This is a genomic window from Microcoleus sp. EPA2, from assembly GCA_020882975.1.
Lineage (GTDB): Bacteria > Cyanobacteriota > Cyanobacteriia > Cyanobacteriales > Microcoleaceae > Microcoleus.
The window spans coordinates 37,488-61,212 of the sequence record JAHRFD010000017.1; the positions used below are offsets into that span (position 1 = coordinate 37,488).

The window sequence follows — 23,725 nt, forward strand, 5'->3', positions numbered from 1 at the left end:
CAGCCAGATAGCGTGTGAGCTCTACCCGCTTGGCGAATCAGTCGATCAACGTGTATCTTACTTCATGCAGAACCGGTGTCAAGGCTTCCGGTTAAATGCCGGGGGTGGCGCAACCAGAATTTTGCTGCATAATTCCTGCTACCGTTGAATTCGATCGACTCTTTGTTTGACACTATAGTTGTCCGGGGATTTTGGATGAACTCTAAAATCTCATATTTACAGTTGACACCCAGCAATGCTTACTGAAATTTTTCCCTTTAGTTTTGCCATAGACGCAACTGCGATCGCCGGTGCGTCTTTATGGTCTTTAGCCCTGTATTGGGGTCTCTCACCCCTGACAGCATGGGTGATTCTGCAACTCAACCGCTGGATGAATTTTGCCGAAAGATCCCTTTATACTTCGGAAACGGAGTTTGAGAAGACTCGCCAAAGTAGAGAAGCTCAAAATGCCTTTTACGCTTCGCTGTTGAGTATTGTGCCTTTTTTAATTGTGGGGGGATTTTGCAATTGGGGCGTAGAATTGTCTCTGGGTACAGGTTGGGCCGTATCTATGGGTACGATCGCCTGTATTGGAGGCGCAGTTTACGAACTCGGACGCCGAGACGGTGAGGAGTCTTAGGGGATTTTAGATTTTGGATTTTGCACAAGACTTACGCGCGGGTTTTGAGAAACCGGGTTTTTGCGACAATATTTCGTTGTCACCGGCCGATTAGCTAACAAACCCGGTTTCTTTTGTCGAAGCGCGTAATTCCTGTACGATCGCTCAAAAATATTCCCATTATCCGTTGTAAATAAAGTGCATGAAAGTTAATCCAGAATTAACATTATTAAATCAAGCCCGCGCCGCTTTTCAAAAAATTTGGGGCTATGCAGATTTTCGACCACCCCAAGCAGAAATTGTCACCAGTTTATTAGCCGGAAAAGATACACTAATAATTATGCCGACTGGTGGCGGAAAATCTATCTGTTTTCAACTGCCAGCTTTGTTACAAACAGGCTTAACTCTCGTAGTTTCGCCGCTGGTAGCCCTGATGGAAAATCAAGTGCAAGAATTGCGCGATCGCCATCTCCCCGCCGCTCTTCTCCACAGTCAATTGCCAAGACAGCAGCAGCGACAAACTATGCAATCTCTGCAACAAAATAAGTTGAGATTGCTGTACCTATCTCCCGAAACCTTGCTCAGCAAATCTGTCTGGGAAATTATCAGTCAGCCACAAATACAAATCAATGGTTTAATATTAGATGAAGCTCATTGTTTAGTGCAGTGGGGCGATACATTTCGACCAGCTTATCGGCGTTTGGGTACTGTGCGCTCGGCCTTATTGGAAACTAAACCACAAGGAAGTAAAATTGCGATCGCCGCTTTCACCGCTACCGCCAACCCAGCAGCACAAAAAATTATCAAAAATGTCTTGCAACTACAAAAGCCGGAAGCATTCCTGCTAAATCCCTATCGTTCTAACTTACATCTGCAAGTGCAAACAGTCTGGACACCAAGGGGACGCAAACAGCAGTTGTTAAATTTTATTAAAACTAGACCAAAACAAGCAGGTTTAGTGTATGTTCGCACTAGAAAAGATAGCGAAAAATTAGCAGATTTGCTGGAAGAACAAGGCTATCAAACAGCAGCCTATCACGCAGGCTTAAGTGCAGAAGAACGGCGACAAATCGAAAAAGCTTGGCTAAACAATGAGCTTAAATTTGTGACTTGTACGTCAGCATTTGGGATGGGAATTAACAAGCCAGATGTGCGGTGGGTTGTTCACTATCAAGCACCTTTGCTATTATCAGAATACATTCAAGAAATTGGTAGAGGCGGACGGGACGGCAAATCGGCGATCGCCCTGACGTTAATTAGCGAACCGACGGGCTGGTTATACCCCGAAGATAAACAAAGAAAGGAGTTTTTTGAGGATAAATTGCGATCGCAATATCGAGAAGCCCAGCAGCTAGCCAAAAACCTACCAGTGAAAGGTAATGTAGATGCAGTAGGGCGCGAATTTCCCGAAAGTGCGATCGCCCTTGCAATTCTGCACAGCAGCGGCCAATTAAAATGGGAAAATCCTTTTAATTATGTCATCAATAAATCGGCACAGCAAAAAGGCGACCAATCAAATTTTACCGCGGCTGAGGAAATGGCAAACTACCTGAAACATCGACAGTGTAGATGGCAATTCTTGTTGCAAGCTTTTGGTTTTGCAAAGGAAGCTAAGTCAATGCGTTGCGGACACTGCGATAATTGTAAGTAGCGGTTTCAACCGCCGAATTATCTTTTCATTATAATCCCCGTAGGGGCGAAGCATTCGGCTAAAAATATATCCGGGATACCAATAAGTTATCGCCCGAATGCTTCGCCCAAACCCAACGAGAAATCTATATGCTGCATCCCTACAGGTACTCGCAAAGGGCGAAGCATTTGCGTCGCAAAACTTGGGTTTTTCCTAGAGATTACCGCGTAAATGCTTCGCCCCTACAGGTACTCGTCCCACAGGAATTAGGCGATCCGACGAAAGAAACCGGGTTTTTTCGCGAATCTGCGTGTCGCAACGAAGTATCTTGGCAAAAACCCGGTTTCTGGGCCCCCATGGTAAATCCTGTCACAATTAATCTGCTCCCTCCTCCTCTGTTTCACTGGCTTTGGGCCCTCGTCGCAGTCAAAGAAACCGGCTTTTTCGGGGTTTGTGCGCTGTCACGAAGTTTTCTGGTAAAAACCCGGTTTATGGGCCCTCGTCGCAGCTAAAGTCGCTCTCAAAAAATCCCCAGAAAAAATGATTTAAACGTGCTATAATGACCTATTATATAAGGATTTACCATCCTAAAGAAGCTAAATGATAGAAATAGATACCAAACAAATATACATAGTTGAAAATACAGGGGAATTTAATCAAAATAATGTTAATCCGCGATTAGATATTTGGCTGGCAAACCAAATCCCAGATTTATCCCGATCGCGCATCCAAAGCCTCATATCACAGGGGAACATCAAAGTCAATGACGAAACTTGCACATCGAAAAAAATCTCGGTAAAAACGGGCGATCGCATCGAGATTACCCTCCCCGATACCCAGCCCACTTCCTTACAACCCGAATCAATTCCCCTCGATATTCTCTACGAAGACGACAGCTTAATTATCATCAACAAACCAGCCGGATTAGTCGTCCATCCCGCCGCCGGACATCCAGATGGCACCTTAGTAAATGCCCTACTAGCCCACTGTCCCCTAGCAGCGATCGGTGGAGTTCAAAGACCTGGAATTGTGCACAGATTGGACAAAGATACCACAGGGGCGATCGCGATCGCCAAAACTGACATCGCCCACCAACACCTGCAAGCCCAACTCAAAACCAAAACCGCCCGCCGCGAATATCTAGGCATAGTTTATGGCATTCCTAACGCGGAAACAGGTACGATCAACTTACCAATCGGTCGGCATCCCACAGACCGCAAAAAAATGGGCGTAGTACCCGTAGACAAAGGCGGTCGCCCCGCAATTACTCACTGGCAAATCAAAGAAAGAATTGGTAACTATAGTCTAATTCACTATCAATTAGAAACAGGTCGCACCCATCAAATTCGCGTCCATACAGCCGAGATCAAACATCCGATTATCGGCGATCCGATGTACAGTTCTAACCGTTCTATAGGGGTGAATTTAACCGGACAAGCCCTCCACGCATGGCGGCTGCAATTGCAGCATCCCATCTCAGGAGAATTAATCGAGGCGATCGCACCTTTACCGGACCAATTCAATACTCTACTCAGAATACTGCGACTGCGAGCTCAGACTTGATATATAGCTATCCTACATCATTGGTGAATTTCTTACTCCCTCCCCTTAGTAATATCAATTCCGGTTGTATCGGAATGATTTAACCGCGAAGGCGCAAAGGACGCGAAGGAAGAGAAGAGAGAGTTTAATACAGGACGATGAAGATAGGATTTTATATAAGGTCCGGGTTGGGGTGGGGTAAAAATATTTACGACTCCTGGAAGGATTGATATAGCAGATGTTAATCCTATCAAATCCCCTCCATTACCAAGGGTTGCCAATCAGGGTAAAAGCAGCCCAAAAATAAGGATGAGAAAGCAGTCGATCGCCCCGCATAGCAATGTCGGGCGGCAAAGCGATCGCTTCATTATGGGCGATCGCCCGCAACATCCCATCTTGAATCTGTACCCGCCCCCGCAACAGCTCCAATTGCGCCCGTCGCAAAGCATCGGCTTTCGTAATCAAATTACCCCCACTTCTGGGTAGCCGCAACTGTCGATAAAACTCCGTCATCAGCCCCAAAGTCCCATCATCGCTGACTTCCCACAAACTCGCCACCGCCGATCTAGCACCACTAGCCACCGCCAAACCCGCAAACCCCAACTCCGCCTCTTCATCGCCCAAAGCCGTACTACAGGCGCTCAAAACTAACAAATTTACCGCCGGTTCATTCCACCGCAACTGTCGCATTTGATTGATGCGCAACTTAGTATCCCATAACTGAATGTAAGAATTTTTTGGTTCCCCCGGCAAAAATTCGCTGTGAGTTGCTAAGTGAATTATCCCAAAAGGTCGATTTTGTCGCTGAGATTGCAAATTACGTAGAGTAAAATCTTGATTCAAAAAAGATCGTCCTCGATCGGGTGGCACGATGGACTCCAACTCCACAGGCACCGCAGGTAATGGGGCTTTATCTTCAAACACTGAAGCCCCCATTGCCAAAACTTCATCATCGGCAATATTATCATAACCAATATCAGTCAAACTCAAACTCGGTATCACGCTCAGGCTGTATTGTTCAACTAAGAATTGTTTACCATCATGCAAGGCTGCAAAGGGAAGACTTCGCAACCCAGCAGCGGGAATTATCATCAAATTATCAATCTTTAAACCTGTGATTTCTGAAGCTAAGGGCGCGATTAACCAGTTATAAAGTTTTTGAGCAGTATCCAAATAACTAATACTATTTCTGCGTCTTGGATTAGTAATTTCCGTTTGAAATGAGTCCGCCAATTGCAATACCTGCCACCTAGTCGCCTTCGGAATTAAAAACCGCTGGGGTTGAGCATTGGCTGTTACTAACACTAACTCCAAAATCTCTCCTTTAGGAAGATCGGCAACTGCTTTGGTTTTTGGGTTCAACCTCTCCCCCAACGGTTCTCCTAAAAAGCGATCGGAGTCACCATCGGTTTCACCTGTTTTTGGTGTCCGCTTTTGAGTTACAGGTAATAAATTAGATAAATCCTGACTAGCTACTAAAACACCACGATTTTCTTTGGTAGCTTTTGCGTCATCATCACTGACCCAATTTATATAAATAATTCCCGATTTTACCCCTGTAATCGCCTCATTTTTACGAAGAATTTCGTAAATCACCGACATATTAGTAATCGGCTTTCTAGGAGATAAATCCAAATATTTTTCATATTCCCGCGTAAATGTTCGCTCAAAGGCTAAAACTCCAGCCCCGGCAGAATTTGAGCGGTTATAAGAAGTAGAATAGGTGGAACTCACGGGAGAATTTTTACCAGTGGGTGGCCGCAATTCTACTTGTAAAGATGGAGGAATAGATGGCTTAGCAATCGGATTTATAGGGGCTGGATTTACGACAGTCACAGGTTGGTTAATTACTTCGGGAATTTCTTCAACTCGAACGGGGATTGGTTCGGGAATGGGTATAGGAGTTAGTGACGCACCGTTGGTGATGAGGGAAATCTGATTTAAAAAACTTCCCTGATTGTAAGTTTCCAAAAAAGAAAGAGTAGGCAAAATTGCATTTTCCGCCCCAGCATTAATGCTTCCCCGCGTACCATTTTCCCCATCGCTACCAATCACAAAAGGTCGATCGCTACCACCGGAATGTCGAATCACGATCGCCCCGCGATTCCCACCTCCGGCAGTAGAAATACTGGAATTATTGCCTGAAATATCATTAAACACATTGTTCGATCGAAACAAACCCTTGGTAGTGATATCAACATTGCTACCACTCCCTGCGCTACCGCTTTGAGCGTTGATGAAACCCAATTGAATATTACCGATCGCATTGAGAGACACATTGCCGCCACTTCCCACACTGCCGGCGGCGCTGACATCAAAGGCAGAAATACCCGCTGTCGAGGTGAGAGAAATATTGCCGCCGATCGCCCCTGAAGCATTCAAAGCACCCGCCGTTAAAGCACCCGCATTGCTTTTAAGGACGATCGCCCCACCAGTGCCCCCAGACACCCCCGAATCGATCGCACCCACAGTCAAACTATTTCCCTTAACCCGAATATTCCCGCCGTTAGACAGAATATTAGCAGTCCGAACCTCACCAGTTGCTTGCAAGTTCACCGCACCACCATCCGTCCTCAAATTACCCTCTAGGAGGACATTTTCCGCCTTGATATCAGCTCCAGAAGTAGCTGTCGTACTCCCCCGCAGGGTAGCAGAATTGCGCGCGTTCACCTGGAAATTGCCCGTGGTAATTGTCCCATTCCCCGTCACCGCAGCAGCATCAGCCCAGAGAAGGCCCAAGCTTTGAGTTTGCCCGATCGCGCTGCCAAAAGTAACATTGCCACCAGCTAGCAAGGCCAAATTAGGGGCTGTATCCATGGCACTGTCGAGACTCTGGGCAAAAGTGATATTACCAGCAGTGGTGGCAATGGTGGCGTTGCGACTGAGGGTGACGGGACTGTTGAAAGTGATGTCACCGCCGGATGTAGCGATGTTACCGCCGATCGCCGTTTCAGCAGCCTCGAAAGTCACAGAAGCGCCACCGATGGCTGTCAAGGGGTTTTGGATATCGATGGATATTCCTTGAAGGGTGAGGGGGCTGGGGATGGTGGTGGGCCCGACGATGGCGATCGAACGGGTATTTTCTCGCCCGATGGCGATCGAGCGAAAATCCGTCCCCAAAGCACCTAGATCTGCTGCCGTCAAGTCCAAAATGCCGAAAATATCACCGGTACCGCCGATCCGAATGGCTCGATCGTCATCGGGTTGCAAGCGAATTGTTCCCCCCGCACTGCTAACGGAACCGCGATCGCCTCTCAAATCAATGCCGCTAGCGGTGAGAGCGATATTGCCACCCTTAGCATTGAGTCCACCCAGAGAGATGCTGTTAGCAAAAATATTGATGTTAGCGCCTTGAGTCTCGATCGAATCCTTGGGGTCATTGACAAAAAACACTCCACCTGCATTAAATGTCACGCTGTCTCCCGTTCTTGCTTGGAGTCCCAGTCTGTTGTCCGCCAAGTCTTGGAGGATGATATTGTTGGTTGCCTCTAGAACCACATTGCTGCCGGCACTCATCTGTTCTAACTGCACTTCGGAGATGGTGGTTGAACTCGATTCTGTGGCGGTGTCGAGTTCCCCGCCCAGGGATGGCGCGCTGGTTTCGCCCTTACCGTTGACGATGGTAATATTTGCCGGATCGAGCCTCCAAGTGCCGATCGCACCGTTAGGCGCGCGGGTATCGACCTCTCCTTGGAAAATCAAAGAACTTTTGCCGGAAACTTCCACTTCTCCACCGTTGCCGCCGACACTACCGCCACGGGCAGTAATATTGCCAAAGAAGCGAGTGATATTGTCGGCCCAAATTACCGCTAGGCCACCATTGCCACGGTCGATCGCGTTTAGTGCGAGGCTAGAGTCGGGACTAACGTAAGTTACCAAGGCATTGGGTATGGGTGCTTGTCCCTGGAAACCGCCTCCCACACGCACCACACCTCCACCCTCAATGCCGGAAGCATTGATAGTCGCACCGAATAAGCCTACTTTTTCGCCTAAAATATTGACACTGCCGCCTCTGGTGCCTGCAGGCGCAAACACATTGACTGAACCGGAGACGATCGTACTTGCGCCATTTACCCCCACTGTTGTGCCGCCTGTGAGCACCAATTCACCTTTTGCATTAGTCGTTAAACCTGTGGCTGACATGACACCTGGCCCTGTCAGCAACTGTGGCAAAGCCACCGGGGCGATCGGGTTATTTTCTGACTGCAAAGCCGGAGTAATTTCTAAACTTAATAAATTGCCTGCTTGACTAATCCGAACAGCATTGCTTCCCGGCACAGCCGCCACCGTAATTTGACCACCAGGAGCCGATAATTGTCCTGTATTAATCACCGTGCCGCCGAGCAAAGTTAAACTTTGTCCGTTGCCAACTACCAGGTTTCCCGCATTGACAATGGCACCAATTTGTGAATTATTAAAATTAAATTGAGTGGGATTTCCCACCAAGGATTTGTAATCATTGATACCCGTGCTATTAAACCAACTCTCACCAAAACCAATCCCTGTAGCCGTGGTTGCCAAAAAAGACCCCGGCACGTTTAATCTAGCATTTTGACCGAAGATAATACCTGCGGGATTCATCAGGAATAAATTTGAGTTGCCACCGCTGACGGAGATGAGGCCATTAATCAAAGAAACATCGCCACCAGTGATTCTACCTAAAATATTTTGAATCTTGGGATTGGTGAGAAAATTGGCAATTTGACCTTCGCTTAAATTAAATTGACTGAAACTGTGAAACAGATTTGTGCCGTTGCCCGAAAGTTTGCCACCGCTAATATTCCACCGATTTTGCTCGGCATTCACCACCGTATTAGTACCGTCAGGTGCTGGCACCACAGGTTGCGATTTCACTGCTAGGGGTAGCACTGAAATCGCTAAACTCAGAATTATAGCAGAGCGAATATAAGTCATGCGATTTGAAATTTTAAATTGGGAATTTTAGATTTTAGATTGAACAGTCCGGTCGGCCTAGGGTGCATCTCATTTGGGCAAATATATTCCTACGATGCTCTAGCATGACCGCAGTAAATCTCTGGCGATTGCTAATAAATTGTCTGCGGTCATGCTTCGCCTATGCGAAATTGAAATGCACCCTCCGCATAAAACTCAAATTCCAATTTCCCCATTCCCTATTCCCCATTCTATAAAGTTAGTGTCTTGACAAAATGCCCCCTAAGTCATAGAATTATAAAAAATTTGAGCGATTCCCCAAAACCACCTAATAATCTGGATTTTGTGATGAATTTAAAAACAGACTATTTATTACTTGAGATACCAACCATGTCAACCACACAAACTCAAGATTCCCCATTTTTAACAGAAGAAATAGTCGATCAAATATTTGCGGACGGGGAACTGACTCGTGCTGACAGACAGCGGATTAAGTCCATGCTTTTAGATGAATCCATCGACGAACATCAATTAATCCTCATCGAAAGAGTGATGGCCGGCGTAGTCCAGGGAGTGCTTGATGTACTGTATTAATTAATATATATATTCATCCAGATACCCTTTGTCTGTTGAGTAAACTACAGATTTCCGGTAGGGACTTAGACCAAACCTAAGTCCCTGCTCCTGTGCACTTGATTTCCACCTAGAGAAAACTACTATTACTTAAACTTTCAGAAATCATCTGAGTCGTCAGTGGTGCTCTCATCGCGACGCACAAGCTCCGAAGGAGGCCGGTCGTTACTCCAAGCCCACCAAACACCATCGCACTGACAGCGATAAAATTCCTGCCACTTGCGACGGTTGAATTCGGTGTATACTGGCGATCGACGATTAATCCATACCTCCTGCGCCTCCGTGCAGCTAGCACCGCATTTAGGACAGCAGAATTGATGAGCGTGAACTGCTGCCGCAGTCCATTCGGGAGGAATTGGAGCAAAAGCTTCCATGTGTTCGAGTTTAGATTAAACTGCTGGTAATTTAAGGCAAATCAAGGGTTGCGAAAGCTCCGCAGAACTCGTACAGTTAATTTTTTTGACATTTGCCCTCAAATGAAGAGTATAACTGATTTGATATAAGGCATCAGCCGATATTCTCAGATATTTCAAGGACTAGGGTCATGTCTATTTACAACTTTATCTCATTTCTGGGCATTTTTGGCTTATGCGCGATCGCCTGGATTTTTTCCGAAAACCGCAAACCTCAGTATATACCGTGGCGGGTCATCATCTGGGGTATTGGGCTACAATTGCTCTTGGGGTTTTTAGTGTTCCTATTTCCCCCAACTCGTATCGCCCTAGAGTGGTTTACTAGCTTACTTGATGGCGTATTTACCGCTGCTGATGCCGGGGCGAGATTTGTATTCGGCAAAAACATTGTACCCATACCAGGCCAGGAACCTCCCGTTAATTTAGGATATATTTTTGCCTTTCGAGCTTTGCCAACAGTGGTGTTTTTTTCAGGTCTGATGGCTTTGCTTTATAACATCGGTGTTATTCAAATTATTACCGAAATTTTTGCCAAAATTTTTTATATGACCATGCGTTTGAGTGGCGCAGAAGCACTCAGCGGTGCTGCCAATATTTTCGTAGGCATTGAAGCAGCAATTGTGGTCAAACCTTACTTGCCGAAAATGACTCGTTCGGAACTTTGTGCCATCCTTTCTTGCTGTTTTGGGACTGCTGCTTCGTCAACATTAGCAATTTACGTCAGTTTCCTAAAGCCAGTTTTTCCCAATATTTTAGGACATTTAGTTTCAGCTTCAATTATTGCGATCCCCGCTTGTTTTGTGATCTCCAAAATATTAGTCCCGGAAACCGAAGTGCCCCTGACAATGGGTGGTATTCCCAAGGAAAAGTCAAAACCTCAAGGTCGAGAATTTGTGGGAGAAGAAATTGATGACTTAGACGGCGCAATTCCCCAACAAGAAACCGTTGGCGGAGAACCAATCGAACGAGTTAGCCCTTTGGATGCGGCCATCATCGGTGCCTTGGATGGGGTAAAGATGGCAGTGGCGATCGCCGCTGTTTTAATATTAATCTTAGGTTTAGTTTCCTTAATCAATCAATTATTTGGCTGGCTGGCTATCTTGCCAAACCCGATTGGTGGCTTTTTTAAAATAGTCACCTTGGCCAACATCATGGGATTCTTATTTTATCCCCTGACGCTGTTAACCGGAGTTCCCCTTGAGGATTCTTGGCAAGCATCTATAATTATCGGTCGCCGACTTTTGGAAACAGCCATTCCACCTTATCAAACTTTAGCAGAAGTGGCTGGGAAAGGACTGGTGAGCGATCGCACAGTATTGATTGTCAGTTACGCCCTTTCCGGTTTCGCCCACCTCGCCTCTGTCGGCATATTTGTCGGTGGCACAATCGCCCTAATTCCCTCCCGGCGCAAAGACATTTCCGAACTTGGTTGGAAAGCATTATTTGTCGGAACTTTAGCCACCATGATGATTGCTTGCATCGCTGGCTTATTTGATACAGGAGATGCCAGCATTTTAGGTACTAAAACACCCACTGCTGCGCCATTGACAGCCCCTGCTTCTGAAAAACCAGCGGCAACTTCCAAGCCCTCAGTTGCCCCAAAAATTGCCAACCCAAAGCCTTCGCCCAAGAGTGAAAAAGCAACTCCCAAACCTCAAAAATCTCCCTCTCCCGACTCCAAGAAAAACCCTTAATATAGTAACTACAAGGAATCAAGCCCATCTCCCCCATCTCTTTCTTCCTGATTCCTGAATTTCCCCCCTAGGGGGGGCAGGGGCAGGGCTGTTTCATTCTCACCAAAAAAAGGGTTTTGTAGGGGTAGCGCCCCCGTGCCTACCCTGTTCATCCACGATTTTGTATGTGTTTGGTGAGGTTGGGGCGGGCACTCACAGGCACCGCCCCTACAAGAGAATGAAACAGCCCTGGGGCAGGGGGGGTTCTTCTTCCCTCCCCCTTCTTCCCTCTTCCTGATTCCTGATTCCTGATTCCTGATTCCTGATTCCTGATTCCTGATTCCTGATTCCCTCTTCCCTCTTCCCTCTTCCTTCCCCCTTCTTCCTTCTTCCCTCTTCCTTCTTCCTTCAGCTATGAATCCCGAACCAGAAATTCGCCGCCTGTTAGATGTGATGCCCGCCTCCGGCCGCATGATGTGTAAAATTATTAATAAGCCACAGCAATCAAAGGTAATAGACTGTCAGTTTCCTTTACCTTGGAATCGCGATCGACCAATTTATATTAATTTTGACCTCTGGAAGTTGCTGTCTAAGCCACAGCGAGATTTACTAATATTACGAAATGTCAGTTTTCTGGGAAATATTCAGTGGTTTAAAGTCGATATTTATCAAGGGGCAGCTCTGGCGGGAGTTGTCGGAACAGTCGTAGAATTATTGCAGGGAGATGCGATCGGCACTGCGATCGCCGGCGGTTTGACGGGACTTGCTGTAACTCGAATTTGGCGGGACAACCGCAGTTCCCAAGTAGAGTTAGATGCTGACGAAACCGCGATTAAAGTAGCTCTCCGGCGCGGTTACAGCGAGGAAGAGGCGGCCAGACATTTACTATCGGCGATCGAGGCTGTAGCTCAAATAGAAGGTTCTGGCTTGGATTTTAATGCTTTGATTCGGTGTCAGAATTTAAGGGCGATCGCCGGGATTTCTGCGGTAGGTGTTCCCGATAGTATAGCTGAAGGAAAAAGGTTTTAGGAATGAAAATTTGAACTCAAAGCGCGATCGACCTCAGTCAAGGTTCACCAAACTCATATAGCGATCGCAAATCATTTGTAACTTTCTTGCTCCCTCCCCTTAGCAAGGGGAGGGCTGGGGTGGGGTCGAAAATTTATGATTCATTTGCGAACGCTATATTACTTCATATCTCTTGACATATTCAGGGCATTAATTCATATTTTCTCCATGTTCTTCGTCTAATCTGAAACTGTCGGCGATCGAGTTGACCATCTGACACTCAAATTGAGGAAACCTATGATCAATATGCTCTGTTCAAATCAGGCGATCGAGAACAATCACTCGGAAACGGTTAATCCCACTCCCAAACGCATTTTAGTTGTAGATGATGACGATTCTATGCGAGAAGTTGTGGCTTTTTGCTTACAAAAATTCGGAGGTTGGGAAGTTTTAACTGCACCATCAGGAGAGGATGCTTTATATCTAGCGACTACGGAACTTCCCGATGCGATCGTTTTAGATATGATGATGCCTCAAATGGATGGTTTGACTTTTTTAGAATACCTGCGATCCAATCCAATAACCGTATTCATTCCTGTGGTGCTCTTAACCGCAAAAACCAACTTACCAGAAAGCTATTTGTTTCCTAAGCTTGGTGTAATAAAGACTATTTATAAGCCATTTTTTCCGTTAGAATTAGTTCAAGAAATTGACCTGGCTCTTGAATGGTAAAACTCTACTTAACTAATTAAGCTATTTTTAACCGCACGAGCGATTAAAGGTGCTTTCTTTTCTAACCCTTCTAGATTCAGTTCTCCATCTAGATACATCCGATACCACTCCTGACGTTGTTCTATTACCCATTCACTATTCTGAAGTTGTAACTTTTTGAGTGTAAATTCAGCTAGTTGGCGCTTGTGGGCAGGCACCAAATCAGTCAAAACTAACTGACAAGAAGGGAGAATAATTTCAAACCAATTATCTTCAACTTCAAAAGGATCGAGAATTTGTCGATCGTAAGTTCCTTTGCAGCTATTTACCCGTTGCAAAGCATAGCGATAGTTTTGCCATTCATAAATCAAATGGCGGTTTTCTGCTTTACTTTTACTCAAATAATGATCGACAGTTCCCATCCGACTCGGTATATACATAACTGAATAGCCACAAAGATTTTGGAACCCTTTAGCTAATGCGGGTTTTAAGGTAGACCAAAAATCCTTTGGTTCTTTCCCAGGATTGTTAACTAACCAATTATTGCCTGCTTTTCGCACGTTTTGCTCAAAATCCGGTGGTTCCGGTGGCGGAGTAAATCGCATCATCTTTACTCTACCTCGGTGCTGATAATCCATCGCGGCCAGAAGCGATCGTGTTCTGGTAAAACTCGCAGGAGTTCCTGATGAATTTGCTCTTTAGTTCTCAGGTATTCAGGAAAAGTGTCCAGCCTTTCTCCTCGCATGAAAGTATACGCAGCCTCAATCGCTATTTCTGCTTCGCGGGAACGAGCCTGTTTCAACCCAAAAATATCGGAAGTTAGCCACCCAACAGCATCCCCATGTTTTGTCCAAGGAACTTGATTAAGAGTTACATCTTTACCCTGTAACTCAAACAAAAATAACTTATCTTGTTCCTCATCAAATTGAGGCTCGATTGAGGCAAGTACAAGCGGAGAATGAGTAGTCGCTATTACTTGAATCTTGATCTTTTTTTTGATATTTATAGCCACTTCTAGAATGGCGGGCAGAATAGATCGTTGCCATTGAGGATGTAAGTGAGCTTCTACCTCATCCATCAGTAAAATCATCTGATCCACAGGTTCTTGCTGTCGCAGCTTAGATGCTAGCGTGTGTTCGTACCAAGCCCACACCAGCAAGTAAGCTAATCCTAAAATACGTTTTATTCCTGCTGATGCGTAGATGACAGGGACATTACCGTAAGGTAAATTAAGTGTAGGAATATTACGAACATCCTCAACAGAAACTCGCATTGGCTCTCCCGGTTCCATCCATTCATCTGCATGGGGAGCAAGTTGCTGAATTACGTGGGATAAAAGTTCAAATTGGGATCTATCGGGTTGACGTTGCCAATTTACCCAATCGTGAATTAAACCATTACATAGGACTTTATCACCTACTCTTAATCCATTCCAGAGGCTATCGCTAGTAAAATGATAAGAACTTGAGGGCTGGCGAGTAGAATCGAAAACTGAAAACCCATCAACACGGATATAAATAATCAAGCTTTTCAAACTGGGAGACCTTCGCAGATTGAGCCATTTCTGATCGGAATAACTAAATAGACTTCTGTACTCCTCAGAGTCTTTTTGATTGCTCAAAAGAGATATAATTTCTGGTGTCTCTCCTTCTACTTGTTGGGGAAAAGCAGGATGTTCAGACCAATTTCCGGTTAGTACCCACCACGCAACATCCAACAAAAAGGTTTTTCCCAAACCGTTATCTCCGGTAAATAAATTAATTCGTTCACCAAACTCCACATCGAATTGTGGGGCTGAGCCAACCCATTTGATGTGAAGTTCTTTCAGCATTTTGTGCTGCATAGACACATCAAATTCTAAGTAGTAGTCATAATCCGATAATTTATACAGACGGATATAGTCTCTACCGTACTTCTGCAATGTCTCGCTAGTAACGGGTTCAAATTGTTTCAGAGCACCACTTTGTTCTAACTTACCTTTTATCCAGCGACCGAGAATTTTTAAGTCCTTCTTGGATCTAAAGTTTTTATAATTTGCTCCTTGAGTTTGACAGTCAAATGTTAAACCATCATCTGTGTGAGCGATAAAATCACCTTTTGGATAGATCGGATCGCTTATTGTTTTTGTATCCACAATAAGTTCAACTTCGTACCAATCTCTTGGGATAATTTTACCCGTAGATTTATTCTCGCGCCCTTTGCCAAAAAAAGTATTGAGATTTGATTGCTGCTCTTTATCAACTCTTGATAATGATATGTCCACATAGGGCGTTTCTGGAGTTATTCTAGGTATAGACATTCAATTACCTCACTTGACTAAACATTAACCGTCAATTGTAATTGCTGTTCAGAAGCCTCTGATTCTGCGTGTTCTAATCGTTCTTGAATTGACATTAATTGCAATTTTTTATTTAAATTGTATAAATCTATTTTCTGATAATCCTCTTGAAATAAGGGAATCAGTGATTCAACAACTTCAACTATGCCATCGGGCGGAACAGCATTGCCAATTTGTCTTCTTACTTCTGTAATAGAACCTTCAAACACAAAATTATCGGGAAAACTTTGTAACCTTGCTCTTTCCCTATTTGTCAATGAACGGGGTTCGGGATAATGATATCCCCAAGTACCACCACCACCACCAGCAATAATTGTAGCACAGGGTTTATCTGGATGAATTCGCCGATAAACGTGACTGATCATGCCTTTTACATAGTAGGGACTATCTTTGGGAATATCAGTAAAATTCCCTCCCGGTTTGATGCGACTCAAAATTTCAATGGTTCGTGGCTGAATTTTCTGATGTTCTTGATTATATTTGACTTTTTCGACATTTTTGAGTGCTTGGCCGGCAGTTCGATAAGGATAATTGCGATTTTCACCGTATTTTGGGTGAGGATGTAGAAAGTTAAATCCTGTATCCATCCGAATGCCAACTAATAATACTCTTTGGCGAAATTGGGGGACTCCGTAATCCGCAAAGTTGTAGAGTTTGGGTTTGACTAAGTAGCCGGGAGCGATACTTTCAAAGTCGGAAATTATTTGTTTGATTGCTTGATAATTATTGGCACTTAATAAGCCTTTGACATTTTCTGCTACAAAAGCTTTTGGCTTTTTTTTATTGACAAAATCGAGAAAGTATGTGTATAAATTGCCTCTGGTTCCTTCCAGTCCTGGACGTTTCCAAATCATGGAAAAGTCTTGACAAGGAAATCCTCCTATACATATTTCTGCATCTGGAACTTGGGTAATGTCTATATTTTCTATGCTGTCATTGACGATGACATCGGCGATATTTCTGCTGAATGTTTTGCAGGCGTATTTGTTGGAGTCGATCGCCCAAACTACCTCAAATCCGGCTTTATGGAATGGCAAGTCCATGCCGCCACAACCTGAAAACAATGAAATCAGTTGGGGCTTTGTTTTCCAGGCGATGGGCTTGAGACTTTCGATTAACATATTAGTTCGTAATAGGACGATGGCTAGCTGAATGCCGACCACCAGATAGTAATTATACCAAAATATAGTCGTATTCGACTATAGCAGTCCTTGCAGGAGTCGTAAAGTTTTTACCCCACCCCAACCCTCCCCTTATTAAGGGGAGGGAGTAAGAAATTCACAAATGATTTAGGATTGCTATATATTTTAATATTTCACTCTTCTTCGTCTAACTCTATCCCCGCTTGACGCAGTTTTTCTGCCAATCTTTGGGCGCGGAGTCTTTCGCGATCGCCCCGCTGCCGTTCTTGTTCTAGTCTTTCCTCCGACCACAACAATAACTCGCCTTCTGCATTCCACCATCTCAACCAATAGCCTGTTCTCCCTTCGTGGGTTCCTTCCCAAACTCCTAAAAACAAGTCCAATCCCGGTATCCAATAACGTCCATTTGCATCTGGTTTTTCTAGTTGATAACGTTCCGATTGTAAAGCATAAACTTCTAAATGAGCGGTGATTGCCCGAAAAATCACGTATCTGGGGACTTTGATTACTTGCTCGTAAAAAAACCACTTTCCCACCCGCGAGGTAAACTCAACTGAGTATTCTTCTCCGTAGGTTTCTGAGAGAAATTCCATCACAATTTGGGGAATTGTCCCTTCTGTGTGTGGAGTGTAACTGCGGCGCACTTGAGACACATTTTTGGGATTAACGGGTTTGACGTACACCCAATCTGGTGCTTTACAGATAATCCGTTGTTCGCCGCTGGTTGAGGCTGGGAAACTAATTCCGGCACAAAGGGCAAAGTTGGAAACTATTAACGCATCCTGCATTAATTCAGGAAATTCTGTTAGCGGCTGTCGCAAAGCGGAGGCTAATAATGGTTGGCTTTCGTCTTCCACTGGTTCGTCTGGTAGTTGGAAATCTTCTGGTAGTAGCGGCCAGGTGATTGTGAGTTTGGTTTCTGGGTTTTTAGTTGCTAAAGACATACTATATCAGATGTTAAATGTTTTAATGGTTAAATTATATCTCTTGGTTTTTGGGATTAATTTTAATGAGGATTAAGTATGAGGCGGAGCCTCTGGATCTGCGTTACTAGGCAGAGCCTAGTAACGAGGAAGCGATCTCAAAGTCCCCCTTATTAAGGGGGATTTAGGGGGATCGAGACTTAGTAACAACCCATCTTTTTAAGGGTTTTGAATCTTCTGCTGTAACTCCTCTGTCATTGCTAGGAGTTCTGATTGACCGATCGCACTTTGTTCTCCACTGGCCAACCACTTCAATTGTACCGTCTCGTTTTCTGCTTCCGCATCTCCCAAAACTAAGCACCCAACAGCACCACTGCGATCGGCTCTTTTAAACTGTTTCCCAAAAGCACTGCCGCTCAAATCGATTTCGACGCTAAAGCCAGCACTCCGCAGTTTTTGAGCTAATAATACCGATTGTTGTTCGGCTTTTTCACCCCTAGATACCAAATAAAAATCTAACTTTGGTTTGGGCAATGGTTGCAATTTTTGCAGCAGGATAATCAACCTTTCCATACCCATTGCCCAACCGACTGCCGCCGTATCTGGTCCGCCCAATTCCTTTACTAAACCATCGTATCGGCCACCTCCACAAACTGTGGCTTGGGCACCTAAATCGTCGGAAATAATTTCAAACGCAGTATAGGTATAGTAATCTAAACCGCGCACTAATCGGGGATTTAACTGATAGCTAATTCCTAAATTTGTCAGCATTTGCTGCACTTGCTCGAAGTGCGATCGCGATTCATCGCCCAAATAGTCCAAAATACTGGGCGCGTCTTTGACAATTTCCTGAGTCCGCTCATTTTTGCTATCCAAAATCCGCAGCGGATTGCGAGTTAAACGGTCTTGGGAATCCGCATCTAATTCTGACTTGTATGGTGTAAAATAATCGATTAAAGCTTGCCGATAATTTTGTCTATCTTCCTTGTTTCCGACAGAGTTAATATCGAGGCGCAAATTTTTCAAACCAAGGGTTTGAAGGATATCGCAGGCGATCGCAATTACCTCCACATCTGCACGGGGATTCTCACTACCCAAGACTTCTACGCCAATTTGATTAAACTGCCGCTGTCTTCCTTCTTGGGTGCGTTCGTAGCGAAACATCGGCCCAGTATACCACAGACGCTGGACGTCACCCGCCGCGTACAAACTATTTTGAATAAAAGCTCGAACTACTCCCGCTGTACCTTCTGGCCGCAAGGTACTCGATCGATCGCCTTTATCTTTAAAGGTGTACATTTCTTTACCCACAACATCAGTAGCTTCACCGATGCCGCGTTCAAATAAGGATGTTTGTTCAAAGATAGGTGTCCGAATTTCTCGATAAGCTGCTTTAGTTAAAATTGTTCTAGCGATTTCTTCGATATTTTGCCAATACCTAATTTCATCAGGTAAAATATCCCGCGTTCCAGGTAAAGTTTTAATTGAATTCATTTTGTTAGTCAGTAGTCATTGGTCATTAGTCATTGGTCATTAGTCATTGGTCATTAGTTATTGGTCATTAGTCTTGTCCTTGGTAATTTCAGATTGGTCATTGGTATTTGGTTTTTAGCAACTAACGTCTTAATTAAAAGCTAATAACTTTTGTATTTATTAGTTCTCAATCCTTAACTCTTACCTAATGACTAATGACTGCTGACTAATGACTAATAACTAATGATTCCCAAACTCCGTACCGATCGCCATAATAAGCCAAAATGCGATCGACCCGTTCGCGATCGGCAAAATCGAACCCTTCAGGATACTGTATCCACAAAGCCCCAACTTGACTGTCGTTGTAATCAAACTGCTGCGACTGCTGTGCAATTAAACCAGTTTCCACTCCTTCAACTTGACGCAAATGGGCCGCCACTTCGCGATACACCGCCAGTGGTAATCCAGGGCATTGAATTTGATACCGTAGTTGTTTTTCTTGTGCCGTTTGCATCATTCCTTTGTCTGTTCCCAACATTGAGCCCTACTTAAGATACTTCTTTATCGATCGGTCCTGGTAGAGGGCAGCAGTTAATATTGTCTAAACATACTTTTCCCCACTGTAAAGCCCAGCGCACCAGTGCAACTCGATTTTCAGCCCGCGTCTTATTCAAGATATTGCTAATATGGTTGTCAACTGTACGCTTGCTAATCTCCAACTTTTCCGCTATTTTCTCATTGGTCAATCCTGTCGCGACTAATTCTACCACTTGTAATTCTCTGTCTGATAGGGTGACAGGGATCTGAGAAACGCTCCCACTCATAAATTTTTCCTATGTGTGCATATTTACCTATCTATAATTCTAAAGGATCGAGGATCAAGTAAGAATAGAAAAATTAAATCTTTTCATGCTATCGTTCCGGGAGATTAGCAATTGCAGTCGATCGACCATCACCTCCTCCCAGCGGAGTGCCAACATCCGGTGTCAGTACAGGCACTTGATTCCTGTGTAATAAATTTCTGGCAAAAAGATAGTCAACAACGGACAAGTGGCGCGCCGTGCCCTTGAAGCCTTCGACGAAGCTGAGCCCGCGACGCTAGCCCAAGCGCTTCGTCTAAGGGATAGCTGTTGCACAGGAATTATGGGAGATTTTTAATGACCAGTCTGGCCTAGTCTCAAATCTCAAATCCCTATGACTTATCCTCGCGTACTGTGTTTGGGTGAAATATTATTTGACTGTCTCGCAGATCGATCGGGACTTGCCCTAGAAGAGGTAGAATCTTGGACACCCTATCCCGGTGGTGCCCCGGCGAATGTTGCCTGTGCTTTAGTTAAATTGGGGCATAGCGCCGGATTTATTGGTGCTGTGGGTGGGGATGAATTGGGTAACTCCCTCGTGCAGGTATTGCAAGAAATAGGAGTTGACACCACTGGAGTGCAGCGTCACCCGACAGCACCGACACGACAAGTTTATGTATTGCGAAATGAAATGGGCGATCGATTTTTTGCCGGCTTTGGCGATGCAAACACTGCGGAGTTTGCCGACACTCACCTCATCGCGGCCCAAATACCAGAGGTGCTGTTTGAAAATGCTGATTTTCTAGTGTTAGGTACTTTAGAATTAGCTTATCCTGATAGTCGAAAGGCGATAGAAAAAGCAATTGAACTAGCAGAAAAGTATGACGTAAAAATTATACTAGACATCAATTGGCGACCAGTGTTTTGGGAAAATCCAGAGGAAGCCAAATCACTGATTAAAAAACTCTTCACCAAAATTGATTTTCTGAAATTATCGGCAGAAGAAGCCCAATGGCTGTTTGAAACTACCGACGCTGGAGCTATTACCTACCGCCTCGATTCCCCAGAAGGAGTTTTAGTAACTGGGGGAGATAAAGGTTGTTCCTATTGTATCTCGGAGAATGAAGGAAAAATCCCCGCTTTCAAAGTAGATATTGAGGATACAACTGGTGCCGGCGATGGATTTGTGGCTGGTTTTGTCAGCCAGTTGTGCAAGGTGGGAATTCTGAATTTAGCTGATGCAGAAGTCACCAAAAAAGTGGTTACTTATGCCAGTGCAGTAGGTGCCATGACGGCAATGAAACCTGGTGCAATTTCTGCTCAACCAAGCGCTGCTGAAGTAGAAGCTTTCTTGTACTTGTACAAAAATTATTAAATCTCTCAATTTTCATTACCAGGAAGAAGATTCCCCGCTCCCGCAGTCCCTATACTATTTATCAGGAATTGGACAATTACCTCTAGAGACTGTGAGGCATCTATGACAATTGCATCTTGAGGTGGTTCCAGAGTTGCTAATTGACTTGACAATAAGTCTGCTTTCATGTAGTGATTTTCGCGATTTTTCAACCTTTCTGTGAGTAGCCCAAAAGAACCCTTGAGATAAAATATTTTTATTTGTTGCTTGTCTCGGCAGAGCATTTTGCGGTAAGATGCTTTTAAGGCAGAACAAGCCAATACTACATTTTGCTTTTCTACTAACCAGTTATTTATAGCAGCTTGCAGTTCTAAAAGCCAAGGAAGGCGATCGACATCTTCTAAGGGAATACCCAAACTCATTTTGTCGATGTTTGCCTGGGAGTGAAAATCATCTGCATCACTGAATTTCCAATGTAGTGAATCCGCCAGCAACTTGCCCACGGTAGTTTTGCCAGCACCGGATACTCCCATCAGAACTACAATCATAGCCACGATCGACCCAAAAATCAGGTTTCTTAAATTATTCATTTTTGAATTTCTTACTCCCTCCTCTGATTCAAGGGAATAGTTAGGGTTGGGTAAAAAATTTACTACTTCTGCAAGGATTGCAATACACCTCTAGAAACCCGATTTTTAAGTCAATTTTTGATTAAACTTCTTGCGGGACAGGCTTAATCAAATTATAAGCCAAAACGCCGATAACTCCACCCACGATCGGGAATACAATAAACGCCCACAACTGTTGGATTGCCCATCCTCCTTGAAAAAGTGCCACACCGATACTTCTAGCTGGATTTACCGAAGTATTGGTTACAGGAATTCCCACTAAGTGAATCAAAACCAGCATCAAGCCGATCGGGATTCCGCCCAAACCTACAGGATAGTTGGGATGGGTAGTACCCATGATCGTAAATAACAGAAAAGCAGTCAGTACAATTTCAGTTAATGCCGCGGCCAAAAGTCCGTAACCTGTAGGAGAATGCTCGCCAAAACCGTTAGATGCAAATCCCGAAGCGGCAGCATCAAATCCCGGTTTTCCTGATGCAATCATGTACAAAACAAGACCACCTAGAATTCCGCCTAAAATCTGACCTCCTATATAATAAGGAAGCAAGACGGCATCGATCAATTTGCCCACTACTAAACCAATGCTCACTGCTGGATTGATGTGGCATCCTGAGATTGGTCCGATGGTGTAAGCCATGATTAACAAGGATAAACCAAAGGCGATAGACACTCCTAAAAATCCGATTTTGTCTCCCGCTAACACCGCACTACCACATCCGCCTAACACTAATACGAAAGTGCCGAAAGCTTCCGCAACCCCTATCTTTATTTTGTTGTTCATACTGACAGTTGTTTGAAGTTTTAGGTAGGTGAATTTAGCACCCTAAAAACACTAATTCTCTAAACTCAAGCTACATATTATTGACAATAGTGCCTCAGCACCAATGGGAATTTTTATTTATCTGTAACTCAAATTTATAAGAACTGGTATTAGATTTATTTTGGGTGCCGAATATAAATTTGGACACACCCTAGCATTTCTTTAAATAACTGTCAATACTTAATATTTGTTTGTATAAAATGTCATATTGATTGGCGCTGTTTGTAAGTGGAGGGTAAGCTCTAGGAATATTACATTTACTGGGAACACAAAAGATTGGTGGCAAGCTGTTCTCTTATTTTGTAATTGAAAAACAGTTAATCTCCTTCACTGCGTTTTAGTGCTGCGAAAACTGCTTGCTGACTAACGGTTTGGTAGATTTTGCTAAAATGCTGCTTGAGTGCATCGGAGGCTGGGGATAATTTACTGGTGGTTCCTTTCCCGTCAGTGGCGAGGGGCATTGGCCCTAAAATATCTAGCACTGTTTCGCTACTCGGTGGTGGTACAATTACTACTAGAGATGATTCTAGTTGTTGGTTGTATTCCCAAAAGCGATCGACTTTAGGTAATTTAGCATTTTCAGTTGGGGAATTTTCCCCTGAATTTAGTTGTGTATTGTCTTTGGCTTCTGTACCTCGTCTTTGGCGGAGTGCTGTCAGGATTTGCTCTTTGGTTCTACCCCGCATTTGAAACAGCACGAAGGGGTCTTCACTGAAGCGATCGCCCAATAAGTAGTACACTGCACTTATGTGTTTGCAAGGGTTTTTGGGATCGGGACAGCTACAGCGCGATCGAATATCGGACAAACTTAACGGAAATAGGGTTTTCCCGGCCGCTGCGAACACATCTTCAATATTGTGTGGCATTTCTCCAGCTAATAATTTTGCTGAAAAAATAGCTCTTTGTGACATATTTTCAATCACATATTCCCAATCTTCATCTGTTAGTGGATCGAGTCCTAAAGAAACTTGATAGGGTTTGGGATCGGTACCTTGAACGATGGCAATTACTTCTTGATTAGGAAATTTAATGCTGAGAACTTTACCTTCTCGCGCATATTGCCAGCCGCGTTCTAACCGCTTTTTGAAGCGGTAGGTATTGATTAAATCTAGCCATTGTTGGGTCCACCATTCTCTGTCAATCAT

Annotated in this window: 22 protein-coding genes; 9 read left to right on the forward strand and 13 right to left on the reverse strand. The window is 44.4% G+C overall.

Translation table 11 applies throughout. The annotated features are described in order from the left end of the window. The first annotated feature begins 235 nt into the window (after positions 1-235). From AAFP14_RS16085 to AAFP14_RS16100, 4 genes are all read left to right on the forward strand, one after another. Positions 236-619 (forward strand): hypothetical protein, encoded by a 384-nt coding sequence (locus AAFP14_RS16085; protein ID WP_341733254.1) that lies wholly within the window; start codon positions 236-238, stop codon positions 617-619. 181 nt (positions 620-800) lie between these two features. Beyond that, the gene (locus AAFP14_RS16090) at positions 801-2,249 is read left to right on the forward strand and encodes a RecQ family ATP-dependent DNA helicase (protein WP_341733255.1); all 1,449 of its coding nucleotides are present in this window, start codon (positions 801-803) and stop codon (positions 2,247-2,249) included. Positions 2,250-2,377: 128 nt separating this feature from the next. Continuing rightward, the gene (locus AAFP14_RS16095; protein WP_341733256.1) at positions 2,378-2,740 is read left to right on the forward strand and encodes a hypothetical protein; all 363 of its coding nucleotides are present in this window, start codon (positions 2,378-2,380) and stop codon (positions 2,738-2,740) included. Positions 2,741-2,828: 88 nt separating this feature from the next. Further along, positions 2,829-3,791: an RluA family pseudouridine synthase gene (locus AAFP14_RS16100; RefSeq protein WP_341733257.1), complete on the forward strand. Its 963-nt coding sequence runs from the start codon at positions 2,829-2,831 to the stop codon at positions 3,789-3,791. 243 nt (positions 3,792-4,034) lie between these two features. Here the strand turns inward: AAFP14_RS16100 and AAFP14_RS16105 are convergent, their stop codons facing one another. Beyond that, complete coding sequence (locus AAFP14_RS16105; RefSeq protein WP_341733258.1) at positions 4,035-8,684, reverse strand: CHAT domain-containing protein; 4,650 nt, start codon at positions 8,682-8,684, stop codon at positions 4,035-4,037. Between the two features lie 369 nt (positions 8,685-9,053). Between AAFP14_RS16105 and AAFP14_RS16110 the strand changes: the two genes are divergently transcribed. Next, positions 9,054-9,257, forward strand: coding sequence for a hypothetical protein (locus AAFP14_RS16110; RefSeq protein WP_341733259.1), 204 nt, complete (start codon positions 9,054-9,056; stop codon positions 9,255-9,257). A 137-nt stretch (positions 9,258-9,394) separates the two neighbouring features. Here AAFP14_RS16110 and AAFP14_RS16115 read toward each other — a convergent pair whose 3' ends face one another. Next, positions 9,395-9,670, reverse strand: coding sequence for a hypothetical protein (locus AAFP14_RS16115; protein ID WP_341733260.1), 276 nt, complete (start codon positions 9,668-9,670; stop codon positions 9,395-9,397). A 170-nt stretch (positions 9,671-9,840) separates the two neighbouring features. Between AAFP14_RS16115 and AAFP14_RS16120 the strand changes: the two genes are divergently transcribed. From AAFP14_RS16120 to AAFP14_RS16130, 3 genes are all read left to right on the forward strand, one after another. Next, on the forward strand, positions 9,841-11,403 hold the full coding sequence (locus AAFP14_RS16120) for a NupC/NupG family nucleoside CNT transporter (RefSeq protein WP_341733261.1): 1,563 nt from the start codon (positions 9,841-9,843) through the stop codon (positions 11,401-11,403). A 393-nt stretch (positions 11,404-11,796) separates the two neighbouring features. Beyond that, positions 11,797-12,411 (forward strand): DUF3318 domain-containing protein, encoded by a 615-nt coding sequence (locus tag AAFP14_RS16125; RefSeq protein WP_341733262.1) that lies wholly within the window; start codon positions 11,797-11,799, stop codon positions 12,409-12,411. Between the two features lie 276 nt (positions 12,412-12,687). Continuing rightward, positions 12,688-13,122 carry a response regulator gene (locus AAFP14_RS16130; protein ID WP_341733263.1) on the forward strand — a complete coding sequence of 145 codons (435 nt, stop codon included), beginning with the start codon at positions 12,688-12,690 and terminating at the stop codon, positions 13,120-13,122. 8 nt (positions 13,123-13,130) lie between these two features. Here AAFP14_RS16130 and AAFP14_RS16135 read toward each other — a convergent pair whose 3' ends face one another. The 8 genes from AAFP14_RS16135 to AAFP14_RS16170 all read right to left on the reverse strand — a co-directional run bounded on the left by AAFP14_RS16135 (position 13,131) and on the right by AAFP14_RS16170 (position 20,027). Next, the gene (locus AAFP14_RS16135) at positions 13,131-13,709 is read right to left on the reverse strand and encodes a hypothetical protein (RefSeq protein ID WP_341733264.1); all 579 of its coding nucleotides are present in this window, start codon (positions 13,707-13,709) and stop codon (positions 13,131-13,133) included. Between the two features lie 2 nt (positions 13,710-13,711). Further along, positions 13,712-15,400, reverse strand: coding sequence for an AAA family ATPase (locus AAFP14_RS16140; RefSeq protein ID WP_341733265.1), 1,689 nt, complete (start codon positions 15,398-15,400; stop codon positions 13,712-13,714). Positions 15,401-15,417: 17 nt separating this feature from the next. Then, a complete protein-coding gene (locus AAFP14_RS16145) occupies positions 15,418-16,560 on the reverse strand; it encodes a DNA cytosine methyltransferase (protein WP_341733266.1) in 1,143 nt (380 codons plus the stop codon). Between the two features lie 194 nt (positions 16,561-16,754). After that, the gene (locus AAFP14_RS16150) at positions 16,755-17,525 is read right to left on the reverse strand and encodes a Uma2 family endonuclease (RefSeq protein ID WP_341733267.1); all 771 of its coding nucleotides are present in this window, start codon (positions 17,523-17,525) and stop codon (positions 16,755-16,757) included. 198 nt (positions 17,526-17,723) lie between these two features. Continuing rightward, positions 17,724-18,998: a histidine--tRNA ligase gene (gene hisS, locus AAFP14_RS16155; protein WP_341733268.1), complete on the reverse strand. Its 1,275-nt coding sequence runs from the start codon at positions 18,996-18,998 to the stop codon at positions 17,724-17,726. Between the two features lie 205 nt (positions 18,999-19,203). After that, a complete protein-coding gene (locus tag AAFP14_RS16160; RefSeq protein WP_341733312.1) occupies positions 19,204-19,491 on the reverse strand; it encodes a hypothetical protein in 288 nt (95 codons plus the stop codon). 34 nt (positions 19,492-19,525) lie between these two features. Then, a complete protein-coding gene (gene pedR, locus AAFP14_RS16165; protein WP_341733269.1) occupies positions 19,526-19,801 on the reverse strand; it encodes a photosynthetic electron transport-dependent transcriptional regulator PedR in 276 nt (91 codons plus the stop codon). 88 nt (positions 19,802-19,889) lie between these two features. Continuing rightward, positions 19,890-20,027, reverse strand: a complete 138-nt coding sequence (locus tag AAFP14_RS16170) for a hypothetical protein (RefSeq protein ID WP_341733270.1) — start codon at positions 20,025-20,027, stop codon at positions 19,890-19,892. Between the two features lie 144 nt (positions 20,028-20,171). Here AAFP14_RS16170 and AAFP14_RS16175 point away from each other — a divergent pair, with 144 nt between their 5' ends. Further along, a complete protein-coding gene (locus AAFP14_RS16175) occupies positions 20,172-21,152 on the forward strand; it encodes a carbohydrate kinase family protein (RefSeq protein ID WP_341733271.1) in 981 nt (326 codons plus the stop codon). 5 nt (positions 21,153-21,157) lie between these two features. Here AAFP14_RS16175 and AAFP14_RS16180 read toward each other — a convergent pair whose 3' ends face one another. From AAFP14_RS16180 to AAFP14_RS16190, 3 genes are all read right to left on the reverse strand, one after another. Further along, a complete protein-coding gene (locus AAFP14_RS16180; protein WP_341733272.1) occupies positions 21,158-21,721 on the reverse strand; it encodes a gluconokinase in 564 nt (187 codons plus the stop codon). Between the two features lie 121 nt (positions 21,722-21,842). Continuing rightward, a complete protein-coding gene (gene aqpZ, locus AAFP14_RS16185; RefSeq protein WP_341733273.1) occupies positions 21,843-22,541 on the reverse strand; it encodes an aquaporin Z in 699 nt (232 codons plus the stop codon). A gap of 356 nt (positions 22,542-22,897) precedes the next feature. Next, entirely contained in the window at positions 22,898-23,725 is an 828-nt protein-coding gene (locus AAFP14_RS16190) for an SWIM zinc finger family protein (protein WP_341733274.1), read from the reverse strand.

What these genes read in the sequence shown, in the direction of transcription:
- AAFP14_RS16140 (WP_341733265.1), bottom strand. Translation starts at nt 15,400, where the DNA reads ATGTCTATACCTAGAATAACTCCAGAAACGCCCTATGTGGACATATCA.
- AAFP14_RS16190 (WP_341733274.1), bottom strand. Translation starts at nt 23,725, where the DNA reads ATGATTGACAGAGAATGGTGGACCCAACAATGGCTAGATTTAATCAAT.
- AAFP14_RS16120 (WP_341733261.1), top strand. Translation starts at nt 9,841, where the DNA reads ATGTCTATTTACAACTTTATCTCATTTCTGGGCATTTTTGGCTTATGC.
- AAFP14_RS16145 (WP_341733266.1), bottom strand. Translation starts at nt 16,560, where the DNA reads ATGTTAATCGAAAGTCTCAAGCCCATCGCCTGGAAAACAAAGCCCCAA.
- AAFP14_RS16100 (WP_341733257.1), top strand. Translation starts at nt 2,829, where the DNA reads ATGATAGAAATAGATACCAAACAAATATACATAGTTGAAAATACAGGG.
- AAFP14_RS16115 (WP_341733260.1), bottom strand. Translation starts at nt 9,670, where the DNA reads ATGGAAGCTTTTGCTCCAATTCCTCCCGAATGGACTGCGGCAGCAGTT.
- AAFP14_RS16135 (WP_341733264.1), bottom strand. Translation starts at nt 13,709, where the DNA reads ATGATGCGATTTACTCCGCCACCGGAACCACCGGATTTTGAGCAAAAC.
- AAFP14_RS16090 (WP_341733255.1), top strand. Translation starts at nt 801, where the DNA reads ATGAAAGTTAATCCAGAATTAACATTATTAAATCAAGCCCGCGCCGCT.
- AAFP14_RS16160 (WP_341733312.1), bottom strand. Translation starts at nt 19,491, where the DNA reads ATGCAAACGGCACAAGAAAAACAACTACGGTATCAAATTCAATGCCCT.
- pedR (WP_341733269.1), bottom strand. Translation starts at nt 19,801, where the DNA reads ATGAGTGGGAGCGTTTCTCAGATCCCTGTCACCCTATCAGACAGAGAA.
- AAFP14_RS16175 (WP_341733271.1), top strand. Translation starts at nt 20,172, where the DNA reads ATGACTTATCCTCGCGTACTGTGTTTGGGTGAAATATTATTTGACTGT.
- AAFP14_RS16085 (WP_341733254.1), top strand. Translation starts at nt 236, where the DNA reads ATGCTTACTGAAATTTTTCCCTTTAGTTTTGCCATAGACGCAACTGCG.
- AAFP14_RS16150 (WP_341733267.1), bottom strand. Translation starts at nt 17,525, where the DNA reads ATGTCTTTAGCAACTAAAAACCCAGAAACCAAACTCACAATCACCTGG.
- aqpZ (WP_341733273.1), bottom strand. Translation starts at nt 22,541, where the DNA reads ATGAACAACAAAATAAAGATAGGGGTTGCGGAAGCTTTCGGCACTTTC.
- AAFP14_RS16105 (WP_341733258.1), bottom strand. Translation starts at nt 8,684, where the DNA reads ATGACTTATATTCGCTCTGCTATAATTCTGAGTTTAGCGATTTCAGTG.
- AAFP14_RS16125 (WP_341733262.1), top strand. Translation starts at nt 11,797, where the DNA reads ATGAATCCCGAACCAGAAATTCGCCGCCTGTTAGATGTGATGCCCGCC.
- AAFP14_RS16095 (WP_341733256.1), top strand. Translation starts at nt 2,378, where the DNA reads ATGCTGCATCCCTACAGGTACTCGCAAAGGGCGAAGCATTTGCGTCGC.
- AAFP14_RS16130 (WP_341733263.1), top strand. Translation starts at nt 12,688, where the DNA reads ATGATCAATATGCTCTGTTCAAATCAGGCGATCGAGAACAATCACTCG.
- AAFP14_RS16110 (WP_341733259.1), top strand. Translation starts at nt 9,054, where the DNA reads ATGTCAACCACACAAACTCAAGATTCCCCATTTTTAACAGAAGAAATA.
- hisS (WP_341733268.1), bottom strand. Translation starts at nt 18,998, where the DNA reads ATGAATTCAATTAAAACTTTACCTGGAACGCGGGATATTTTACCTGAT.
- AAFP14_RS16180 (WP_341733272.1), bottom strand. Translation starts at nt 21,721, where the DNA reads ATGAATAATTTAAGAAACCTGATTTTTGGGTCGATCGTGGCTATGATT.